Genomic DNA, 18,361 nt, shown 5'->3' with positions numbered 1-18,361 from the left:
CTATATTTGTCTGAAATTTTTTATTATTATAACTGTATATCATTCACTAGCCTGTTTATTACTTTTAATAGATATCAAGAATGGAACTTATTTTGAGAAAACAAAAAACCTTGACACGACAGGGATTTCCTCTGTGTCAAGGTATTGTATTATATTTTTTTGCCTATGATAGGTGTAGAAAAGGAGGCGAATATCTCCTTCTTTATTGTGTATTCACCCGTTTTTCACATTTGCTATTAACCTCAATTTGCTGCAATTTCATGCTTTTCATCCACGTTTTTCTTTAACCACGGCTTAGATAACCAGCGCCTTAAGGCAAAGATTCCACGAATCCATTCATCAAACCCTTGAGCTATCCAAATGCCAAGCAACCCGAATCCAAGGATAATTCCAAATAGATAACTAAATACAACTGCAACTCCCCACATGCAAATAATGCCGATAATAACAGGGAATCGAACGTCACCGACGGATTTTAAAGACCCCATCAGGACAATGTTCATTGCACGGCCAGGTTCAATAAAAACAATTGCCCAGAGAACAGGAAGTCCAATCGAAATGATGCTGGTTTCATCTGTAAACACGGCTAATACGGGCTCTCCAGTAAGAGCAATCGCAAGCGACACGGCTAACGAAACAACCATCGAAATTTTTAATGTTTTAAGTCCTCGTTTTAACGTTCTATCATAGTCCTTCGCGCCAATATAACGCGCAATGAGCAGCTGAGTCCCTTGAGCAATCGCCATTGTGAATAAAAAGCAAAGCATGGATATATTGATTATATATACGCGAGCCGCCAATGCATCGTCTCCAATCATGGCAACAAAACTTGTGATCACAATTTGTGAAAGCTGATAGGAAAGGTTTTCTCCAGCTGATGGAATGCCGATGTGAAAGATTTCTTTTACATCTGTTTTATGAATAAAAAAAACATCTCTTATCGTAAACTTTAAATCTAATATTTTATAAACAAAGTAAAAAAGAGCTAATATGAGAAAAATCCTTGCGATAATGATAGAATACGAAACGCCCGCAACTCCTGTTACCGGTAGGCCAAACCAGCCTTTAATCGCGATAAAGTAACCTGTCACACTAATAATATTCATCATAACCGTCATCATCATGGCTTCTTTTGTATGCCCATAGCTGCGTAAAATCGCACTTAATGCAAGGGAAATAGCTTCAAGAACAAGCGAAAAACCTGTAATCGTTAGAAATGTAAGGGCAAAGTCATAAATCTCCCCACTTAGCCCATAAAATCGTAAAAATCCATCACCAAACAATACAACAATGACAGTCATCGCGACGCCAACCCATAAATTTATCCCAAAAGCAGAGCGGGCAAGCTGGCGTGCCCGTTTCAATTGGTTCCCACCTAAATTTTGACCAATTAAAATCATTGCTCCAATGACAGTTACATTAAAAATGAGGATAAAAATATTAATAATCTGATTCGCTATCCCAACACCCGCAACAGCCTTATCTGAATACCCGCTTAAAATTAACGTCGCAATAATCCCAACACTCATATGCAGAGAAATTTCTATAAAAAGCGGCCATGTAATACTAAACAATGATTGATTTTGATATTTGTTATTTTCGTTTGGCACTCGTTAAACCTTCTTTTCTAGGAGCATATGGAACTTAGTTTACTTGAAATGCGATTAAAAGGAAATAGAGAAACTGGTCTCTTATTTAACCTCTTTATTAATTTTCCTTCCTTTTCAAGCATTAGCTTAATTTCTTGGCCTCAATAATCACTCGTTTCAAGGCTTCCTGTAGAGTAGCAATAAATGAGAAAATACAAAAAAAGATTGCAGAGAAAAAAGATTCTCTCTACAATCTGCTCGTACCGGTGCAAGGTGTGGAGAATTTGACCTTACTCCCATGAATATCATTTATCATCATTTTTATGCTCACATTTCCGATGACTCATTAAGTTCCTCGGCTTCGTTAATTACCTTTTCTACTATAGCTTCAACATCGGCTAAATTAGCTTCAGTAATCTTTAAATCAACACTATCTTTTAGCTCACTGAATTCCAAATCACCTTCAGTTACATTTTTTATTTCGAAGGCCTCTTTTTCTTTATAAATAATTGTAAGCTGCTCTAGCGTAGATAGGTTAGAATCATCAATGATAGCTGAAGATTTTATTGTTAATACATCTGAAATTGAAACTTGACCATCCTTATCAATATCTTTGTAATTTATTTCCATTGCTTGAAGAGTTATAATTTTGGCTGCCATTTGTTCTGCTTCAGCTTTTTCCTTTTCGGCCTTTTCCTGAGCAGCAATGGCCTCTTTTCTTTCCGCCTCTTTCTGAGCAGCAAGAGCCTCTGCTGCCTTCTCTTCCTCTAAATGCTTGTAAACTAGCGCACCTGCGCCTCCGATAATAACGATAGTCATGAAAACTATTAAGCTGAGTGTTACAGCTTTTATATTTTTATGAAGGAATTTACCAATCGCACTTCGCTGCTGAAATTTAACTTCCTCCATTGCCTTTTTTACATAAGGATGAATGACTTCCCATCTTTTTACCACTCTTTTTTCCGAGAAAATTTCCTTCGCATGTGCTTTTATATAGCGCCCGACAGCAAGTTTAAAAACGGGATCATTAAAATGAGTGCCTCCCCACATCCTCGTAAACCGCTGCAAGAAATTTCTCATTGCTTCTATTCCGCCATTTGAATCAACATATGAAAACATTTTATCATAGTGGTAAATAGTATCTACTCTATGTTCCTTGTTGTAAAAACAAAAAGCTATCTTTTCAGTTTGCTCGATTAAATGACTAGTTGGTAGTAATTTCAAAATAATTGCTTGAAGTTTATCAAAATTCGAATTCTGTATAAAGCGTTCTAGTTCAGTGAAATGCCTTTTTTCCATAATTACATAGACATTACCGATAAGTTCAATTTTTTCTTTAATATCACCATTTCTGAATTCTACTGGGATATTGCTGACTATAAGAGAAGCTTGTTCAAATTCATCCGGACCTAGTGATTCCAATTTTAATCCTCTAATTACTTCCAATGACAGCATGTTCAAGATGGTTTTAATAAACAATATGACTCTCTCGTCTTGCTTTCTGACAGTACTTAGATCTCTTTTAACAGTGTAAAAAGCTTTTAAGAGATCTCTTTCCTTTTTAAAAATGGAAAGAAATGTTTGTTTCGTCAAATCTTCAAAAACATAATTACCCACAACTTCTGGGTTATGGTCTAACATAAATTTTACTTCATTTACTAACTCTTTTAAGGAAGTAATCGTATTGAATCTCATTTTTACATATCTTTCAAAAATTGCTGGGACCAATTTCGGATTTTTTAAGATGGTTGCATTGACTCTCTTAAATAAAGATGGGTACTGCTTTATATGCTGATAAACTTGATTGAAATACTTTAAGTCCTTTGATCCATAGTACAAAGAGTAAACCAAATAACTTGTCAATTTACCAAAGTCCTTTTGAGCAAAAAGGGAGGAAAAGTGTAAAATCTCTATTATTGCATCGTCATCTGGCAGTGCATTCTCCGTGATCTTTTGGATCTCGTCACTTACTAATTTCACTAATAGATCATATAATTCCACCTTTTGATCAATGTTATCAATCGTTAAAAATGAACGAAAGATTTTAAAAAGGGAAGATATTTTATATTTAGTTTCACTGTAGTTTCCATCTTTAATAGAGTAAAGGGCAACTAGATCATTGTATGTCTGGAGTGAAAGAACCTTTTTCTCACATAGTGCATTCTTCGCAAACACATAAAATTCCGCTAGTTTAGAAGGATTTTTCTGCAGACATTCATATGCAAATTTGATAAAAGGATGTGCTTCAATATTTTCTTTCGCATTCAAGTAGATTCCTTGAGCAAAATCGAAAACAAAGTCCTTGCTAATCAAACTGTCATTTGGTCGAATGCTTCCTTTTTCAACGAACATTAGATTAATATTCTTTTTGTTTTGCGGTTCAGCTGAATATGATATGAATCCAAATGACTTGCGAAGTTCAAACGGTACACATTGAAATAAATAATAGGCTAATTGAAAGGCCATTTCTGTACTATTAACTACATTCCCAGGTAAAGACACATACACCTTTTTCTTTGATGTTAAAGAAGAGATCAGGGCAAACACTAATTGCTGAAATTGCTCAGGCGAAATTTGTATTTCTGCTAATATAGAATTTAATGGTTTAAAGGTTATCTTTTCAGACGGTAAGTTATCCAATTCCTCCAGCTGTTTTCCACTCGCGAGATCATACTTTGTTTGAAAAGAGAGTTTTCCAAATACAGCCTCAGTTGAATAAAGATAATCACATACTCTTTCTTTTGGTACGATATAGTTATGAGTAAAGAAGGTTTCTCTTTCACCTGTGTAATCAGAATCTTTATATACACTTTGTCCTAAAATCAATTCCCCTGTTTCCGTAATGGTGATAAGCTTTGATTTCGGATATTTCCCTTCATCTCTTTCTCCAATACTTGTTAATTCTTTTGGAGGATAATAAGTACAAAGGGGATGGATAATATTTTTTATGAATAGATGATCTAGCCCCTTTGATACGGCAATTGTGTCATATCCAGGAGATGAGGTAAATACACCTTCTCGTTCCCTTGTGTACATATGCTGCTGAATTCGTGACATGACTTAATATTCCTTTCCATCAATATAACCTAGCTGGTTTAATAACCATATAACAGGTTCATCAACTCGAATCGGATTTACAACCCCGGAAATCTCTTTATTTACTGGGTTTGTCCCTAGTGCCGAAACTGCAAAATAGGAGGTGTTAGAAAAGTAAACATCTAGAGCATCTTTAAAAGGGCGGTCGATTTTCTCAATAAGTCTTCTAATTTCTCCATTAATATTCTCAAATTCTACTAAATTTAGAGCTCCTGTATGTACATAATTTTTAAACACATTGCTATTAGGCTGAATATATTCACCGTCTTCTTCCGCCAAAGTGTTTAACAAATCACTCTTTGTTAGGACTACTGCCGTCGGAATGTCTGTTTTACCTTTATCTTGATGGCCAATAAAGTTCTCGAATAGGTTAAGTACTACATCACGAGGTTCAGCATACCTTTCCGTTAAGTCCCCTCGTTCATCTAAATTGACAAGCATGCGGCTCCGGATCGTTTTAATTTGTAATGGATCGACCAAAAATAAAATTCCAGCAGAGTTCTTGATGTGAGAAGCAAAAATAGACAAAAAGTCTTGGTCAACCATACCTTCACCTGGCACATCAAAAAAGACTAATGTAAGCGGTGCTTTTTCTTCATTTTTAAAAACAAGCTGAAATATGTAGGGCTCCTGTAACTCCATTCTTGTTGAAGGAAGCATTCTACCAGATTCAAAAATAGGCTCTTCATATCTTTCTTTAAACTTCCGGCTAATTTCACCATTTAACGGCATACATGCTGCATTAAAATTATAGGCTGTTGTATTTTGAAGTGTATGGATTAATGAAGTCATGTACACAGATTTACCTACCGATGAGGCTCCTACAATCGAGATAATATTACTCGGCACCTTACCAGCATTAATAGGCAGTTCATTATGGCAAGATGGGCATAGTCGTTTTCTAGTAACCATGCCATGTGCATCTGTAATACCAATAAGCACACCGTCAGCAAACATTTTATCTTCTTCATGAATATGATTTGGATGTAAAACTGCTTCCATCTCTGGTGCTGAGTCCATCCCGAATTTTGCTCTATACTTATTCAATTCTTCATCCTCTTGAAGCGCAAAATTCTCATCATCTTCCTTATGATGCGAGGCACGGAATACGACATCAACTGGTGAGTATCTTTCAAAGCAATAAGGACAAACAATATCATAAAATGGCGGCTTTACTTTTACTTCTTCTTTTTTAAATAGATTCAAAAATTTGCTAAGCACTTTTGTATCCTCCTACTCTGGTATGAGTTCATATAAATCACCGTACTGTTTTCCATTTGTAAAAAAGATGCGAATATAGTCATCCTTATTTACTTGGATTTCGGGTAAGTATGTTCGTCCTGGTTCAAAATCATTGGCAAAGGGATAAATAGACCCATCATCATAACTCGTTGGAATGCTCCCTTTCTTTTTAACATAACAAAGGGTTTCTCTTGGTACGAATAATTCAGAATTAATGTTGATTTTCACCTTTTTTTGTTGATTAAACCATCCCTTTTTGTAGTGTATCGAATAATAAATCTTTGCTTTTTGTCCTTTGATGGTGATTTCATTTTTCTGATTATCCTGATTAAGAATAATCATATTTCCGTTCTCTCGAAGGGCTGGGTATATTTTGTAGACGATTTTCCCAATAGAATGTATATAATCTTTATATCCAGCATGCGATTTGTATTCCTCCCTTGTATAAAACTTCATAGGAAGAGAGCTCTCCTCGCCAAAGGAAAGCTCTTGCCCTTCAAGTGCTTTAACAATATAAACAAATTCTATATCCTTCGGCCATTGCCAGGAGAGAATAATAACATTATCAAGTATCCTTACACTTGGATCATTAATCCACATACCTGATTCAGCAATTCTCCAATTCATGATAAAAACTCCTTAGTAAAAAGTTTTGCTTGCATCCTTCTTATCAGAATTAGCAATTGATTTCCCTCGATACAAAGTAACTTCTGACCTTCTCGTTTCACTTTCAGTATTGTAAATTTTATATGGGACGACTGCTGAAAATAAACTCACTATGACAGCAAGAACGATATCACTCCAAAGCCTAATATAAAATCCATTGAAAAAAAGTCCACTGAATCCCCATTCTAAGATTAAGCCGGCAATTCCTCCAGCTGCTAACCCACCCCAAGCAAAGCTTCTTGCAAGGAAACGATTGTCAAACATCAAACCTAAAGCCAATCCCAATAACGTACCTATTAAAGTAATAAATAGAATCCTTAACACTTTATATAGAATTACATATTGTGCCAATCCAAGGCGTTCGCCAATTAAAAGCCTGTCTTGTTTATCTTTTTGAATTGCTTGGAAAGTCAAGGTAAGGTTTTTAGCATCATTTACACTATAATACGTACCTCCAGTGCTGTCAGATATATTAGCTAACAGCTTTGCACCTTCATATTGCTTTTGACTTAAACCAACTGTGTTAATAACAATCCGTTTTTCTTGATATGGTTTAACAGATTCTTTAACATCCATTTCACTAATACCATCCGATAAAAGAACAGCCATTGCACTTCTGCCCGTATTTTCACTGTTAATATAATCAATAACAGTAGAAAGACTCAAGCCAATGTCTGTTCCACCTTCAAAACTGAGCAATTCTTCAAATTCTTCTCCTGCCTGTTTTCTTGCGCTCTCGCTTTTCAAATAGGAGAATGGTTGAAGCATCTTTGTCTCACTATTAAAAACAAAAAGAGCACTCCTCTGTTTATCATCTATCTTCATTAAAAAATCTTTGACGGCATCAACTGTTTTTTTCTCTGGGTCAGTTTCTAGCATACTTCCCGAAATATCCACAATTAGAACAATATCTTCTGGAGGCTTAATAGCTAAGACATCTAATTCATAGATAAACTGAAGGATAGTACCCACAACAAATGGGAGAATCACCATAACTGGAATAAGTAATTTCATTGAAAAGAGCGAATACTGTTCTGCCCATCTTCGACCATTTAATCTTGGTTTCCATTTTTCTGCAATTAATGCCATTAAACCAATCCATAGGCCAAGTTGGCCGAAATAGAGTCCCACGAGAATACTATTTGGAAGCTGCCCTCTCAATTCTGAAAGCAATCCCTCGCCGACGAGTGCCCCAATAACGCCTCCAATAGCTGTAAAAATAAAAAGAAGAACATTAAAATTTCTTACCTTCATCAAGATTCTCCTTTAGATCAAAATTAGAAAAGCGGAAGCGCCTTGGTCAGCGGCGTACGGACTGGACTGACCTCGACTGAGATAAAGGAAACACGACGAGTGATAACGAGTCGATGTTGACTTATCGTAGGGAGAGGGAGGGAAGTCCGCCAGACGCTAGGCGCTGGAGCTAGACACTCATCTAACTCGAAAACTTTATACTTTCTTATCATTTAATTAATTGCTTTAGGATGAAATTCATACCCATTTTCTTGATACTTTTCATAATATCGAACATTATTTTGATAGAACCTCAAGTCTTCAATTGCAAAGCCACCCATTAAACTCAACTTCTCAATGCCGCTCATTCTATTTTCATGAATGCACCCAAGACGGTAAGAGTGATTAACTTTATCAATTCCTAAAGCATATTGGATAAAACTACTTTGAAAGTCACCGATGTAGTACTTCTCTTCATACCTATGTTTTTGTGCGAATTCTAGTAAATGAATATTACATGCTGAATCCTTTTCAAGGAGTTGGTAAAGTTCGCTAAATAGCTCTTCTTTTGTCATGACCTGTGGGTCGCCATAAGCTACCTTTACATTACTCCTAGCTAATATTTCCTGTTCAAAAGATTGGTCTAGACTACCAGATTCAAATATAAGCTTTTGACACATTTCTAACACTCGTTCTGCAAACATCCCTTGTTTAAGAAGCAACGAATAGCTTCCCAAATTCTTTTCTTCGAAGTAGAAATCTGCTGTACGTTTCTCTTTTATATCATAAAGAATTGATTCAACCATTCTCTCATAATACTCAGGAATATTTTGGTTAATTTTATTTTGATAGCCAGATGTTAATTCAGTAGCCCGTCGATGTAAATCTTGCTCTAAGCTTTCAAGTGCTTGAATATTAGATTTATAATCCCCTTGGCATTCTTCAAGAATCATCATATACTCGTTGATGAACTCAATTTTTGATTTCACGATTACCTTTTTCAACTTATGCTGGTAGATCTTTAACAGTAAATGGGAAATAAAATTCCTTGTTGTCCTATTCTCGAAAAATGGGATTTTTCGGAAATCTTGTTGGATTCCGTATTCCCTGTAAATTGTGTCCAACTCTTCCTCGAGCACTTCCGATTGATGTACATATTCCTTACGAAGTTTTTGCAGGTATTGGACAACGAATTCATCTATCCATTGATAAGCACTATAAACCCCATATTTCGGATTATTCTCGACCCTATTTTCTAGCAACTCTTTCAAACATTGTTTTGAATGATACTTTTTCATTCTTTCCAAAGATGGCTTCAGCATGTTTTCTTGAAAAAACTCCTCAGCTGACCGCCCAAATAATAAATCTTCAGCTTCTTTTAATGTTACGTTTTTTAATTGACTATACTTATATCCAGATGGCATTAATGCAAGCATTTCTTCAATCGTTTCTTCAGTGGGAAAAAAGGAAGTAACCTTTCTGTCAATAGAGTTACCATCTATTTCGAGCATTTCAAAAACCTTTTGTTGTTCAATATTCGTTGTCCGATCACGTATTACGTTGTTTAAATGTTTAACAAAGGAATAAAGAACATGATTGATAATGGCTTCATTTGGACGGCTAACTTTTGAAAACCCCGCTGTGACAAAAGCTGGTATTCGATCTTCAGTTTGAATGTTTTTTGAAAAATGAACATTGTTGTACATTTCATTGGTGCTAAAATATTCATTTTCATTTACGTTCTTGTTCTTCATCATATTAATCGTAGAAATAATTTCATAGTTTTTCGTCATGCTATTTTCAGCAAACATTCCTTGTTCATTTTTATCACTTAGTAAGTACACAAGGTCAAATAAGGGACCATTTCGTGTAACAGGCATCTTAATCTTATCTTTTGTTACATGAATCTCCTTTGAAAAGGAAAATGACTGCTGTTGCACATCCTTTAATTCTCGAAGAAAGCTTATGCCAAGCACCGAAGTTCCCTCTTCTGCAACTCTTTCTTCTAGTAAACAGAAAGCATCTAAATAGGTCATGGTGAATACATCCCTTAAGGAATGTTCAAGCAATATAGTTAATTCAGGAAAAATAACTGTCAGTGGATCATTTATTTGTGTAATAACTGATATATTGACCTTTAGGAAGGAATGGAACTTCTTTCCTAGCTCTGCAAAACGAATATTTATTTGACGCAAAAGCTGGTTAAAATCAACCAGCTTTTGCTCATCTACATAAAAGGAGTCATATAAGAAAGGTCTGCTTCTTTTTCCTTTTTCATCAGATTCAGAAGCTTTAAATGAATAGACATTTTCTGCTGCCCATGTTTCTTTCAGATAGACATGAAGATAAAGAACCCCTTCATGGTTAGCCCACCTGTTTTCATTTATCTTATAAATAGATTTAAGAGCTGGCAGGGATTCATCACCAATAAAAAGATAAACAATCGGATTATTGATTATTCGTCTCTCATCTTTCCCAAGCTGGTTGTTTTCAGCCTTCAAGATATAATCTTCGGTGAATTTTGTAATTAACTTTTGCATTCTGTTTTGACCCCTTAAAAGTTCATCGAATCACCTTGACTAGACTATTAACCTTTTCAAGAATTTGTTTATAGAATGAATACAATTCTTCTCCATTGACGAATTCTTTTCTATCGTACTCTAACAATGATTTTGTATCTAAGGCTATGTCACTTAAGGCTTCTAATCTACTCATCAAAATCTCTGTATTATCATCAGTCGACATTAGTCTATTTCTTCGATCAGCTTTCTTATCAATAATGGTTTTACGTTTTTCATCAAGAGCGCGGTACGCTTGGTAAAGTTCAAATTCAATAAACTTATTGACCTTCGTTAAGTTAAGAAATGGCTCCCATCCCTCTTCTTCTTTATCATGATCATAAATAAAGACAGCACCTTTTTTCGTAATCGTGTTTGTATATAATACCTCAATAAACTTATCGACATTCTCAGCTTCATCCTGGAAGGATTTTAGTGATGTTTCAAGCTCATGGAGTACTTCTTGGATGGATTCGTATTTTTGAACTTCCTCTCTAACAGAAAGAACAAGTTTTGGTGTACGAATTAAATTTTCAATAGCAACTCCTTCATTACTACTACCAAAAATATCTTTTTTGGAAATGACAGGCAATTGTTCTTGTAGAAGTCGACGAAGTTCTGTAATACAGCTTTTTACTTCACCTAAATTCGGCTTATCAGACTGAATATCCATATTGTAACGGTTTAGGATTTCTGAAAGTTGAAAATCACTAGAAAGTCTGACTTCAAACTTATTGTTTGTGTTAACATGTTCCCCTTTATTCTTGATGACACCAAATTCTATTGCCCTTTTAAATAACTCTCTTATCCGACGATTATAATCTTTAAGTCTCGTATTTTCATAAATATCCCCCCAAGATTTTTCAGGAATCGGAGACGGGAGATATGCCCAGTTATCTTTTTCCGTTTGAGAAAGGTGACGTCCTACTCCCTCTTGTTCAAAAATCGTTCGTTCATAGCTTTGCTCATAACTTGTAAGCGGTGTATAGACAAATAACGGGATACCGTTTTTAGTATTTAACCAGAATATCCGGTTTTTCACTTCACTTTCTTTGACTGTGAAACGGGTACCCCCAATAGACATTCTTTGAAAGTCTTTTATTCCTTTCAGAATACTTGGTGCTTTATGAGGGACTGAAACAAATCCCCATGATGGAAACACAAGATTGCCAACGCTATTATTTAAATGAAATACTGGAACAGCTTCTTCATCAAGTGATTTTGCGATTTTTCTTTCGATAATTTGTTCTATCGACTCTTCTTCTCCGTATTTCATTACGAGAAAGTCTTCCATCGACTTCGTGATTAGGTCTCCAAATTTATCAGAAAGAAAATCAGATATGGAACTGATAATATCTAATTCTTGTTCTTTTACCCAGCGGTTTGATTGATCTAGTAGCTCTTTTGTGAAATCTGCGATCATATCATTTCCGTCTTTCGTTTCCATGATTTCCGCTATTTTAGTAGCCATATCTGGAACACTTACAACATTCCAATAATAAGTTTTGTTCCCGATTCCATCTTGCGTTTCCTCACCACGAGTCAAAATGTCGCCATTCTTCTCAAAGATAAGATTTAATGCATTTAATATCTCTGTCACAACAGAATACATTTTATTATTTTCATCATTAATCATCGTATGGATATCTTGATAAAAATCAATCATGTGCTCCATGCATTCTTTGTCTGCGCGAAGATGATATTCATCAATTTTAGTTGCAATGTAAGCATTTTTCTTTTTATCTTTTGAGAATAATGCGCTTTTTGCATCTGCCATCCTTTCTGCAGCTTGCAGGGCAACATCATTTATTTCGATTGGTTTCCGATAAATTCGATCTTGTAATAATTCTATATACGACTGAATCAAGTTTAATACACTATTTCCTTTGGCAGTATAGATAAGCCGAGAAACAAAAAACGGACCTTGTTCAGGGTTTAAAAATACACGTCTTATCTGGTCTTTAAAGTTCTCAAGTAGCTCAGCTGGATATTGCTTTTTCAACTTAATGTAGTTTTCTCTAGCCTTTGATAAATATCCTTGTTCAAGCTCATGGTCCATATTAACCACTTGCTGCTTAATAACATTGTTATAGTTTAATCGGTCGCTATTTTCATAACCTGGAATCGGTTCAGGAACATGGGAATTAAACTTCCGGTTTACGGATTCAATATCAAGCCCTATCCGATTGGCAAATGTTTCAACTTCCTCTTGTGAAGGTGCAGCCGGGAACATTTTTTCCATCTTTTTAAACACTTTAAAGGCAAGGTAGGTTGTCATTTCTTCTACTGGCAAAATGGCAGATGATGCCCCTAGAATATTATATGTATAGTTAGCTGTATAAGCTTTATGCATCTGCTTAATGTTTGTGCCGATATTGCTAATATAATCATGGATAGCGAATTCTTCTCCTGATTGCTTATCTTCGTTCGCCATAAAGTTAGTAATATTTTCAGCCGTTACGTTCATCGTGTAATCATACGCATTTTCAAGTGCTTTCCCATCTAGATTAGTTGCAGAAATAAGATGGCAAAGATTGTATGGAGGCATTGGTGAATTAACAGACAGAACATTTCCATACTGCTGTTTAAATCGTTCGTTTCGCTCATCGACATTCATCCAATAATCAAGTTCTTTCAAGGCAGCATAGCCATTTTTCTTGATATATTCACTCGTATGCGTATTTAAACTTTTACTAGATAAATTGACGTCTGGGGTAAATAAGTACCCTAGTATACTAACTTTATCAATACCTGCAGCGCCGTGCTCTTTTTCCATAATTCCGCGCACAATATAGGAGATATCTAGGAAACATCCCGAACCCGTTCCTCCAGAAATACCCGTTAAGATAAAGACTGACAATCTTTTGTTCGTTCCTTCAGATAAAACTTTTATTTTCTTTTCGATCGTTTGCACTACTTGATTAATTTTTGTAAATAACAACAGGCGCCCCGCTTGTCTTACTCCAGAAGCACCACTAATTCCATCTGTAATTAGCAGTTCTGGAGAAAGCCAATCTGTAATGTAAGTGGGAAGCGTACTTCGGTTTTGCAAAAGACTACCCACTTCCGCATTAGAGAGCAGTACGAATTCAGTTACGGGGTCCAGCCCGATTCCTTTATATTTCTTAAAACGATCTTGTTCATTCGTTTCAAATGCAAGATACTCAATATTGTTTGGTTTTTCCTTCTTCTTTTTAGAAACTGGATCTGCGGGAAGCTTAAACCTTCTATTCACTTGATACTTTAAGCGGAGTAGTGCATCAATCCCTGTCCCTCCGAGTCCAATCACAAGCATTGGATTATCAATCGTATCAACACGAATCTTTTCACTTACAATCCCACCACCTGATGAGACGTCTAATTGTTGGATATGTTCTCTAACTGTTGCTTTCATGCCGTATTCCCCCTATATTAAATACTCTAGAGAAATCAATTTATTAACTTTGCTTAGTTTTACATTTAACCTATCATTCTTTTTAATGGTGATTCCTTTAGATGCATCGATCACTCGTCCAGATTTCTCAATGATTGATTCACCCTTATTAATAAGCGTAAGTGTGTCATTTTTGCTTGGCATAAAAATGATAGATTCGGTTTCTATAAATTCTGGTGATAACTGCAGCAATTGGTGAAGCTTAATCTTCCCCTTAAATGCATTTAACTTACGATATTGTGGGGTTGTTTTCTCCCCCGTATTTTCATCCCTTATTTCGACGACTACTTGCCCAATAAATCCTTTATTTGCCTTTTTAATGAGAGTAAGAATATAGAAAGCAAGACCCACCAAGACGATGAGAGTTAATCCAATTATCGAATATAATAACCATGGACTTTTTTTTCCCATTTCTTTCTCATCTTTCACTTTAATTGGAGCAGAAGTTGCAGCGGATACACTTGCATCAACGATGACCTTATTGGTTTCGCGAAAAAAGCTCTTATCTTCAGCTACAACCATTAATTCATATTTATGCTCCTCTTGTAGTGTAAAATCACCTTTAAAGCTTTCGCCATCATTATTTAGAGGATATTCCTTTATTTCCTTTGATATCAGATCTGTAACAATTAGTTTTGAATTCATCTCTTGGTACAATTCTGGACTTTGAAGCTTTTGTCCATTCGATTCAAGGAATGCCTGGATATGTATGACATCTCCCTTTTTATAATTCTTTTGAATAGGTTCCTCTAAACGAAGCCCTAAATCGTAGTTAAAGACCATATTTACATCAATCTTTTCCTTTTCTACACCTTTAACTTGAAGTTTCCAATCACCTGAAATGGGTTTAATTAGTTTAACTAATGAATAAGCTTTTGATTTAGAAAAATAAACGTCTTTGGAAGGCAACTCTACTTCTTTCCCATCAGGGGAAAATAACTTTACTGCAATCGGTTTCCCAGATGTAATTGAAATGTTTGCTTCCATTACATTGCTGTTCGGAATATTGATAATAATATCTTGAAATTGGCCACTTCCCGTCAAATTTGTAATGGGAATTACCTTTAATTTTAGATGGTTTGCGAAGATCTCACTCAAAATTTTCGGAAGATCGTCCGCGGTAGTTGTAGTGAAAAATTTACCATCCGTCTCTTTGGAGAGATTTTCCAAAATATCCTTATTTAATGTTCCATCTGCATTTAAACCAATTGTGTAGATCGGGTATCCTTCTGACTTCGCTTTACTTACCGCTTCATTTAGTTCCTTGTTAGACTGTTCCGCTGTTCTCCCTGAATTAGGATTTAAATAATTATTGCCATCAGTTAGTAAAATAATAAGCGGTGAGTGGCTAGCTTCTTTACCTGAATCAAGTATTTTAACCGCTTCACTGACACCAACAGTAATATCTGTATAAGCTCCAAGTGACAATGAATCTATATACTTCTTAAAATCATTTTTATCAGCATCTGAACTAATCTTCATTAAGGCCTTTTCCCGAATAATTTGGTCTGTGTAAGCAACGAGCCCGACCTTATTGCCCTCTATTGAAAGCATATCAATGAACATTTTCATGGCCTCGTAACTAATTTTGTTTTTATCACTGGTCTTCATGGAATTACTGACATCTACAACCAGTACAGCATCCATCTTTTGCTCAACTTTAGCCGGATTATTTGCTGCAATAGAACCAGCTGGAAGTAGAAAACTTACAAATAATAAACAGAACAAGAAAAAAGCCATATACTTACCCATCTTCATGGAAGGTCCCCCTTATACAAATAGACAATACTAGATTATTCGAAATAGTCTAGTAATCATGGTTATGTTTATAGTAAATTATGCTCTTTTTAACTATAATTAATTTAGTAGCTATTGTAAAGATTAGTTCAATTTTGATATTATTGAAATTTATACCAAAATTCCAAGGAGGATGTACCTATGATTATGCAATATATACCCTTACTCATTTTCACATTGACACTTCTATGGAAGTCGTATCAATTATACAATTACAAAAAATTGGATATACAACATAAACATGTAGACAAACTAATCTATGATTATTTAAATAAGAAACAGGGGGATAAGTATTCAGATGGATAAAATCCCTGTTAAACTTAATCATTTTCCTTCACCGAAGAATTTGACAAGCCAATTGTACATATGCAAAACCTGCGGATTATACACCCTTCTGCCTGAAGAAAAGTGTAGCCATTGCTCCAATTTTAAAGGCTACTATACAATGAACCAAATGATCTCCAGACAATATCGACTTAAATTTCAGAGTGATATTTTACTATTTATGATCCTATTGTTCATTGCAGTTATCTTCACATTCTCTCTTGTTAAAATAGCTATCATAGCCTCATTTGGACTTGTTGCTATTACTTTCTACAGTATTTTCAAATTATTAACCCGCTCTTCTGAGAGTAAGCATATACTCTTGCATCAAGTAACCACTGATATGGAAAAAATAAAAAGAGGTCTGCTATTAAATAAGAAAATTGCAGAAAAGAAAATACAACATACCTCCTATCTAGATGCATATGAAATCTTACGCAGCATAGGATTATTTTGGAATGATGATTCTATTAAGGAATTAAAATTAATATGCTTAAATTCATTTATTATTCGAAAAGATATGCCTTTAGAAATGGACACGGTTGTTCCTAATATGTATAGCAAGGAATATGTTACCTATTTAGGTAATGCTGTGAAAGTACAGCGAAATCTCGTCAATAAAAAAGTATTAGATTATGTTGTTACCTATGAAGAACAGATTCTAGAACATTTTTCTAAAGAAATATTAATTAACGTAGCTGGTGCGGCCTTACGAATGAAACATTACTTTATACTATATGAAGAGTTTATTATGAAATATGTGGAAGATATGCCTAAAGAGAGAGTCCTTCGGTTATCCAAACTGCTGGAATTGATCAATATCCAAGAAGTTGAACACTCAAAAGAAAGGGTCAATAATCTTATACGCTCGAGAAATTATGGAAGCCAAAAGGAAATGGTAATCAATTAGAAAGGATATAAGGATGAAAAATACTTTAAGATTAAGAAACGTGCTATTTCTTCTGTTTATCATTTCATTAGGATTTCTTGGATATAAAGGCTATCTGGGGCTTGAGAAAATAGCGGTAACTAAAAAGGCGGAGCAATTTTATCAATCAGAGCAATATGCTAAATCAGAACCCTTATATAAGAATGCTATTGACAACGGTTCGATTCTCTATAAAGATCAGCAAAATCAAGCAACTTACAGTAAACTATCAAGAACTAGTAAAGAAATTTCCTCTTTCTTAAACATAGCTGACTTGGCATTTAAGAATGAAAATTATGTCGAACTTATTATGACCTACACAGACTATCTCCAAGTAAAAGAAATAAAAAAGAAGGACCCTATTTTTGTTGATTTCGATAAGCACTACAATACGGAAAAACAACTTTTCTCCCTTTTGACTATTGTCCAAGCCAATTCATATAAACAAATGGATAATAATATAGATAAGCATAATTTTGATAATGAAAATTTTATTTTTATTTTAGGTAAGTTACCAATTGAAGTTTATGGTGGTGCTACTGAAAAGTCAAAAGAACTTACTGAGCAATTTAAGACGTATGATGCGAGGAAATATTCATTTTTGAAGGAATCTCTCCCTTTTGAAGCGCTTAAGAGTACAATCAATAACCAGTTGACTTCTTATAAGGAAAGTGGGATTGATGCTTATTGGCTGAATGAAGACCTCAAAACCTTCGAAAAGATACATGAATCAAAACTTGCTGCTCTTGAAGAACGACGCAAAAAGAGAGAAGAAGAAATCAAGAAAGCATTAGAAAATGAAAAAGCAAATGACCCTGTGTTCCAGGAAAAAATCATGACAATTGTAAATGACTATGCTGTTAGTTGGATGTCAGCCTATAATGCCCTAGATTCTTCATATTTTGTTAATATTACTCCAGATCTACTGAACTTCTTTAATGAGCGATTTGAAAATATTAGGTCCGAAGACGCTTCTTTTATAGGAGAACTTTTGTACACTGAATTCGACTTAGAAAGTTTTAAATATAGGAATGAAGATGGAATTGAAAGCGTTGAACTGAACGTAGTTTTAATAATGAATTCAGCTTCCTACTTATTAGGAGAGGACTATGAATTAGAAGAAACCTTAAACCCGTGGCATTATAAGTTAATCAACACTGATAGTGGTTGGATGATTAGTGAACGCAAAGAGATTGTAGATTTTAACTACTCTAATACGAAAGTTTTTGAATTTATTTACAATAATTAAATCATGTGCAAGCCCACGTTCCACTTATATAAAAAAAGACGAAAATCCCTGCACCCCAAACGAGAATATGACATCCTGTGAATTGGAATAATAAAGTGAAACTTCAATCAGTGGGGGTTTTCCTTCATTCCCCACTGATTGTTAGTTGAACCAATCGGGCTTTTACGGGCTGTTGATCCCCCACTTAGAAATTTATTCTTAACTCAACTTCTTGAAGTGGGGGTCTTACAGCCCGTTAATCTGCGA

General features: G+C 35.0%; 11 protein-coding genes. 3 read left to right on the top strand and 8 right to left on the bottom strand.

Annotation, left to right across the window (positions count from 1 at the left end; translation table 11 throughout):
- Positions 1–242: 242 nt before the first annotated feature.
- The 8 genes from KDN24_RS06680 to KDN24_RS06645 all read right to left on the bottom strand — a co-directional run bounded on the left by KDN24_RS06680 (position 243) and on the right by KDN24_RS06645 (position 15,575).
- Positions 243–1,610 carry an MATE family efflux transporter gene (locus KDN24_RS06680; RefSeq protein ID WP_409972087.1) on the bottom strand — a complete coding sequence of 456 codons (1,368 nt, stop codon included), beginning with the start codon at positions 1,608–1,610 and terminating at the stop codon, positions 243–245.
- A 306-nt stretch (positions 1,611–1,916) separates the two neighbouring features.
- Positions 1,917–4,646 carry a GAP1-N2 domain-containing protein gene (locus tag KDN24_RS06675; protein WP_409972088.1) on the bottom strand — a complete coding sequence of 910 codons (2,730 nt, stop codon included), beginning with the start codon at positions 4,644–4,646 and terminating at the stop codon, positions 1,917–1,919.
- A gap of 3 nt (positions 4,647–4,649) precedes the next feature.
- Entirely contained in the window at positions 4,650–5,906 is a 1,257-nt protein-coding gene (locus KDN24_RS06670; protein WP_409972089.1) for a TRAFAC clade GTPase domain-containing protein, read from the bottom strand.
- A gap of 12 nt (positions 5,907–5,918) precedes the next feature.
- Complete coding sequence (locus KDN24_RS06665; RefSeq protein WP_409972090.1) at positions 5,919–6,554, bottom strand: beta-mannanase; 636 nt, start codon at positions 6,552–6,554, stop codon at positions 5,919–5,921.
- Positions 6,555–6,566: 12 nt separating this feature from the next.
- Entirely contained in the window at positions 6,567–7,847 is a 1,281-nt protein-coding gene (locus KDN24_RS06660) for a vWA domain-containing protein (protein ID WP_409972091.1), read from the bottom strand.
- A 212-nt stretch (positions 7,848–8,059) separates the two neighbouring features.
- Positions 8,060–10,366, bottom strand: a complete 2,307-nt coding sequence (locus KDN24_RS06655; protein WP_409972092.1) for a hypothetical protein — start codon at positions 10,364–10,366, stop codon at positions 8,060–8,062.
- Positions 10,367–10,388: 22 nt separating this feature from the next.
- On the bottom strand, positions 10,389–13,778 hold the full coding sequence (locus KDN24_RS06650) for a tubulin-like doman-containing protein (RefSeq protein WP_409972093.1): 3,390 nt from the start codon (positions 13,776–13,778) through the stop codon (positions 10,389–10,391).
- A 12-nt stretch (positions 13,779–13,790) separates the two neighbouring features.
- On the bottom strand, positions 13,791–15,575 hold the full coding sequence (locus tag KDN24_RS06645) for a vWA domain-containing protein (RefSeq protein ID WP_409972094.1): 1,785 nt from the start codon (positions 15,573–15,575) through the stop codon (positions 13,791–13,793).
- A 180-nt stretch (positions 15,576–15,755) separates the two neighbouring features.
- On the opposite strand from KDN24_RS06645, the gene KDN24_RS06640 reads away from it, so the two are divergent.
- The 3 genes from KDN24_RS06640 to KDN24_RS06630 all read left to right on the top strand — a co-directional run bounded on the left by KDN24_RS06640 (position 15,756) and on the right by KDN24_RS06630 (position 18,115).
- Positions 15,756–15,920: a hypothetical protein gene (locus KDN24_RS06640; protein ID WP_491348357.1), complete on the top strand. Its 165-nt coding sequence runs from the start codon at positions 15,756–15,758 to the stop codon at positions 15,918–15,920.
- Positions 15,921–16,059: 139 nt separating this feature from the next.
- Positions 16,060–16,848: a hypothetical protein gene (locus tag KDN24_RS06635; protein WP_409972095.1), complete on the top strand. Its 789-nt coding sequence runs from the start codon at positions 16,060–16,062 to the stop codon at positions 16,846–16,848.
- A gap of 13 nt (positions 16,849–16,861) precedes the next feature.
- Complete coding sequence (locus tag KDN24_RS06630) at positions 16,862–18,115, top strand: YvbJ-related protein (protein ID WP_409972096.1); 1,254 nt, start codon at positions 16,862–16,864, stop codon at positions 18,113–18,115.
- Positions 18,116–18,361 lie beyond the last annotated feature (246 nt).

Origin of the sequence: Cytobacillus sp. Bva_UNVM-123, from assembly GCF_046351715.2 — a bacterium.
Taxonomy (GTDB): domain Bacteria; phylum Bacillota; class Bacilli; order Bacillales; family Cytobacillaceae; genus Cytobacillus.
This window is presented reverse-complemented; position numbering and strand designations above follow the sequence as displayed.

What these genes read in the sequence shown, in the direction of transcription:
- KDN24_RS06675 (WP_409972088.1), bottom strand. Translation starts at nt 4,646, where the DNA reads ATGTCACGAATTCAGCAGCATATGTACACAAGGGAACGAGAAGGTGTA.
- KDN24_RS06665 (WP_409972090.1), bottom strand. Translation starts at nt 6,554, where the DNA reads ATGAATTGGAGAATTGCTGAATCAGGTATGTGGATTAATGATCCAAGT.
- KDN24_RS06660 (WP_409972091.1), bottom strand. Translation starts at nt 7,847, where the DNA reads ATGAAGGTAAGAAATTTTAATGTTCTTCTTTTTATTTTTACAGCTATT.
- KDN24_RS06655 (WP_409972092.1), bottom strand. Translation starts at nt 10,366, where the DNA reads ATGCAAAAGTTAATTACAAAATTCACCGAAGATTATATCTTGAAGGCT.
- KDN24_RS06650 (WP_409972093.1), bottom strand. Translation starts at nt 13,778, where the DNA reads ATGAAAGCAACAGTTAGAGAACATATCCAACAATTAGACGTCTCATCA.
- KDN24_RS06645 (WP_409972094.1), bottom strand. Translation starts at nt 15,575, where the DNA reads ATGAAGATGGGTAAGTATATGGCTTTTTTCTTGTTCTGTTTATTATTT.
- KDN24_RS06640 (WP_491348357.1), top strand. Translation starts at nt 15,756, where the DNA reads ATGATTATGCAATATATACCCTTACTCATTTTCACATTGACACTTCTA.
- KDN24_RS06635 (WP_409972095.1), top strand. Translation starts at nt 16,060, where the DNA reads ATGAACCAAATGATCTCCAGACAATATCGACTTAAATTTCAGAGTGAT.
- KDN24_RS06630 (WP_409972096.1), top strand. Translation starts at nt 16,862, where the DNA reads ATGAAAAATACTTTAAGATTAAGAAACGTGCTATTTCTTCTGTTTATC.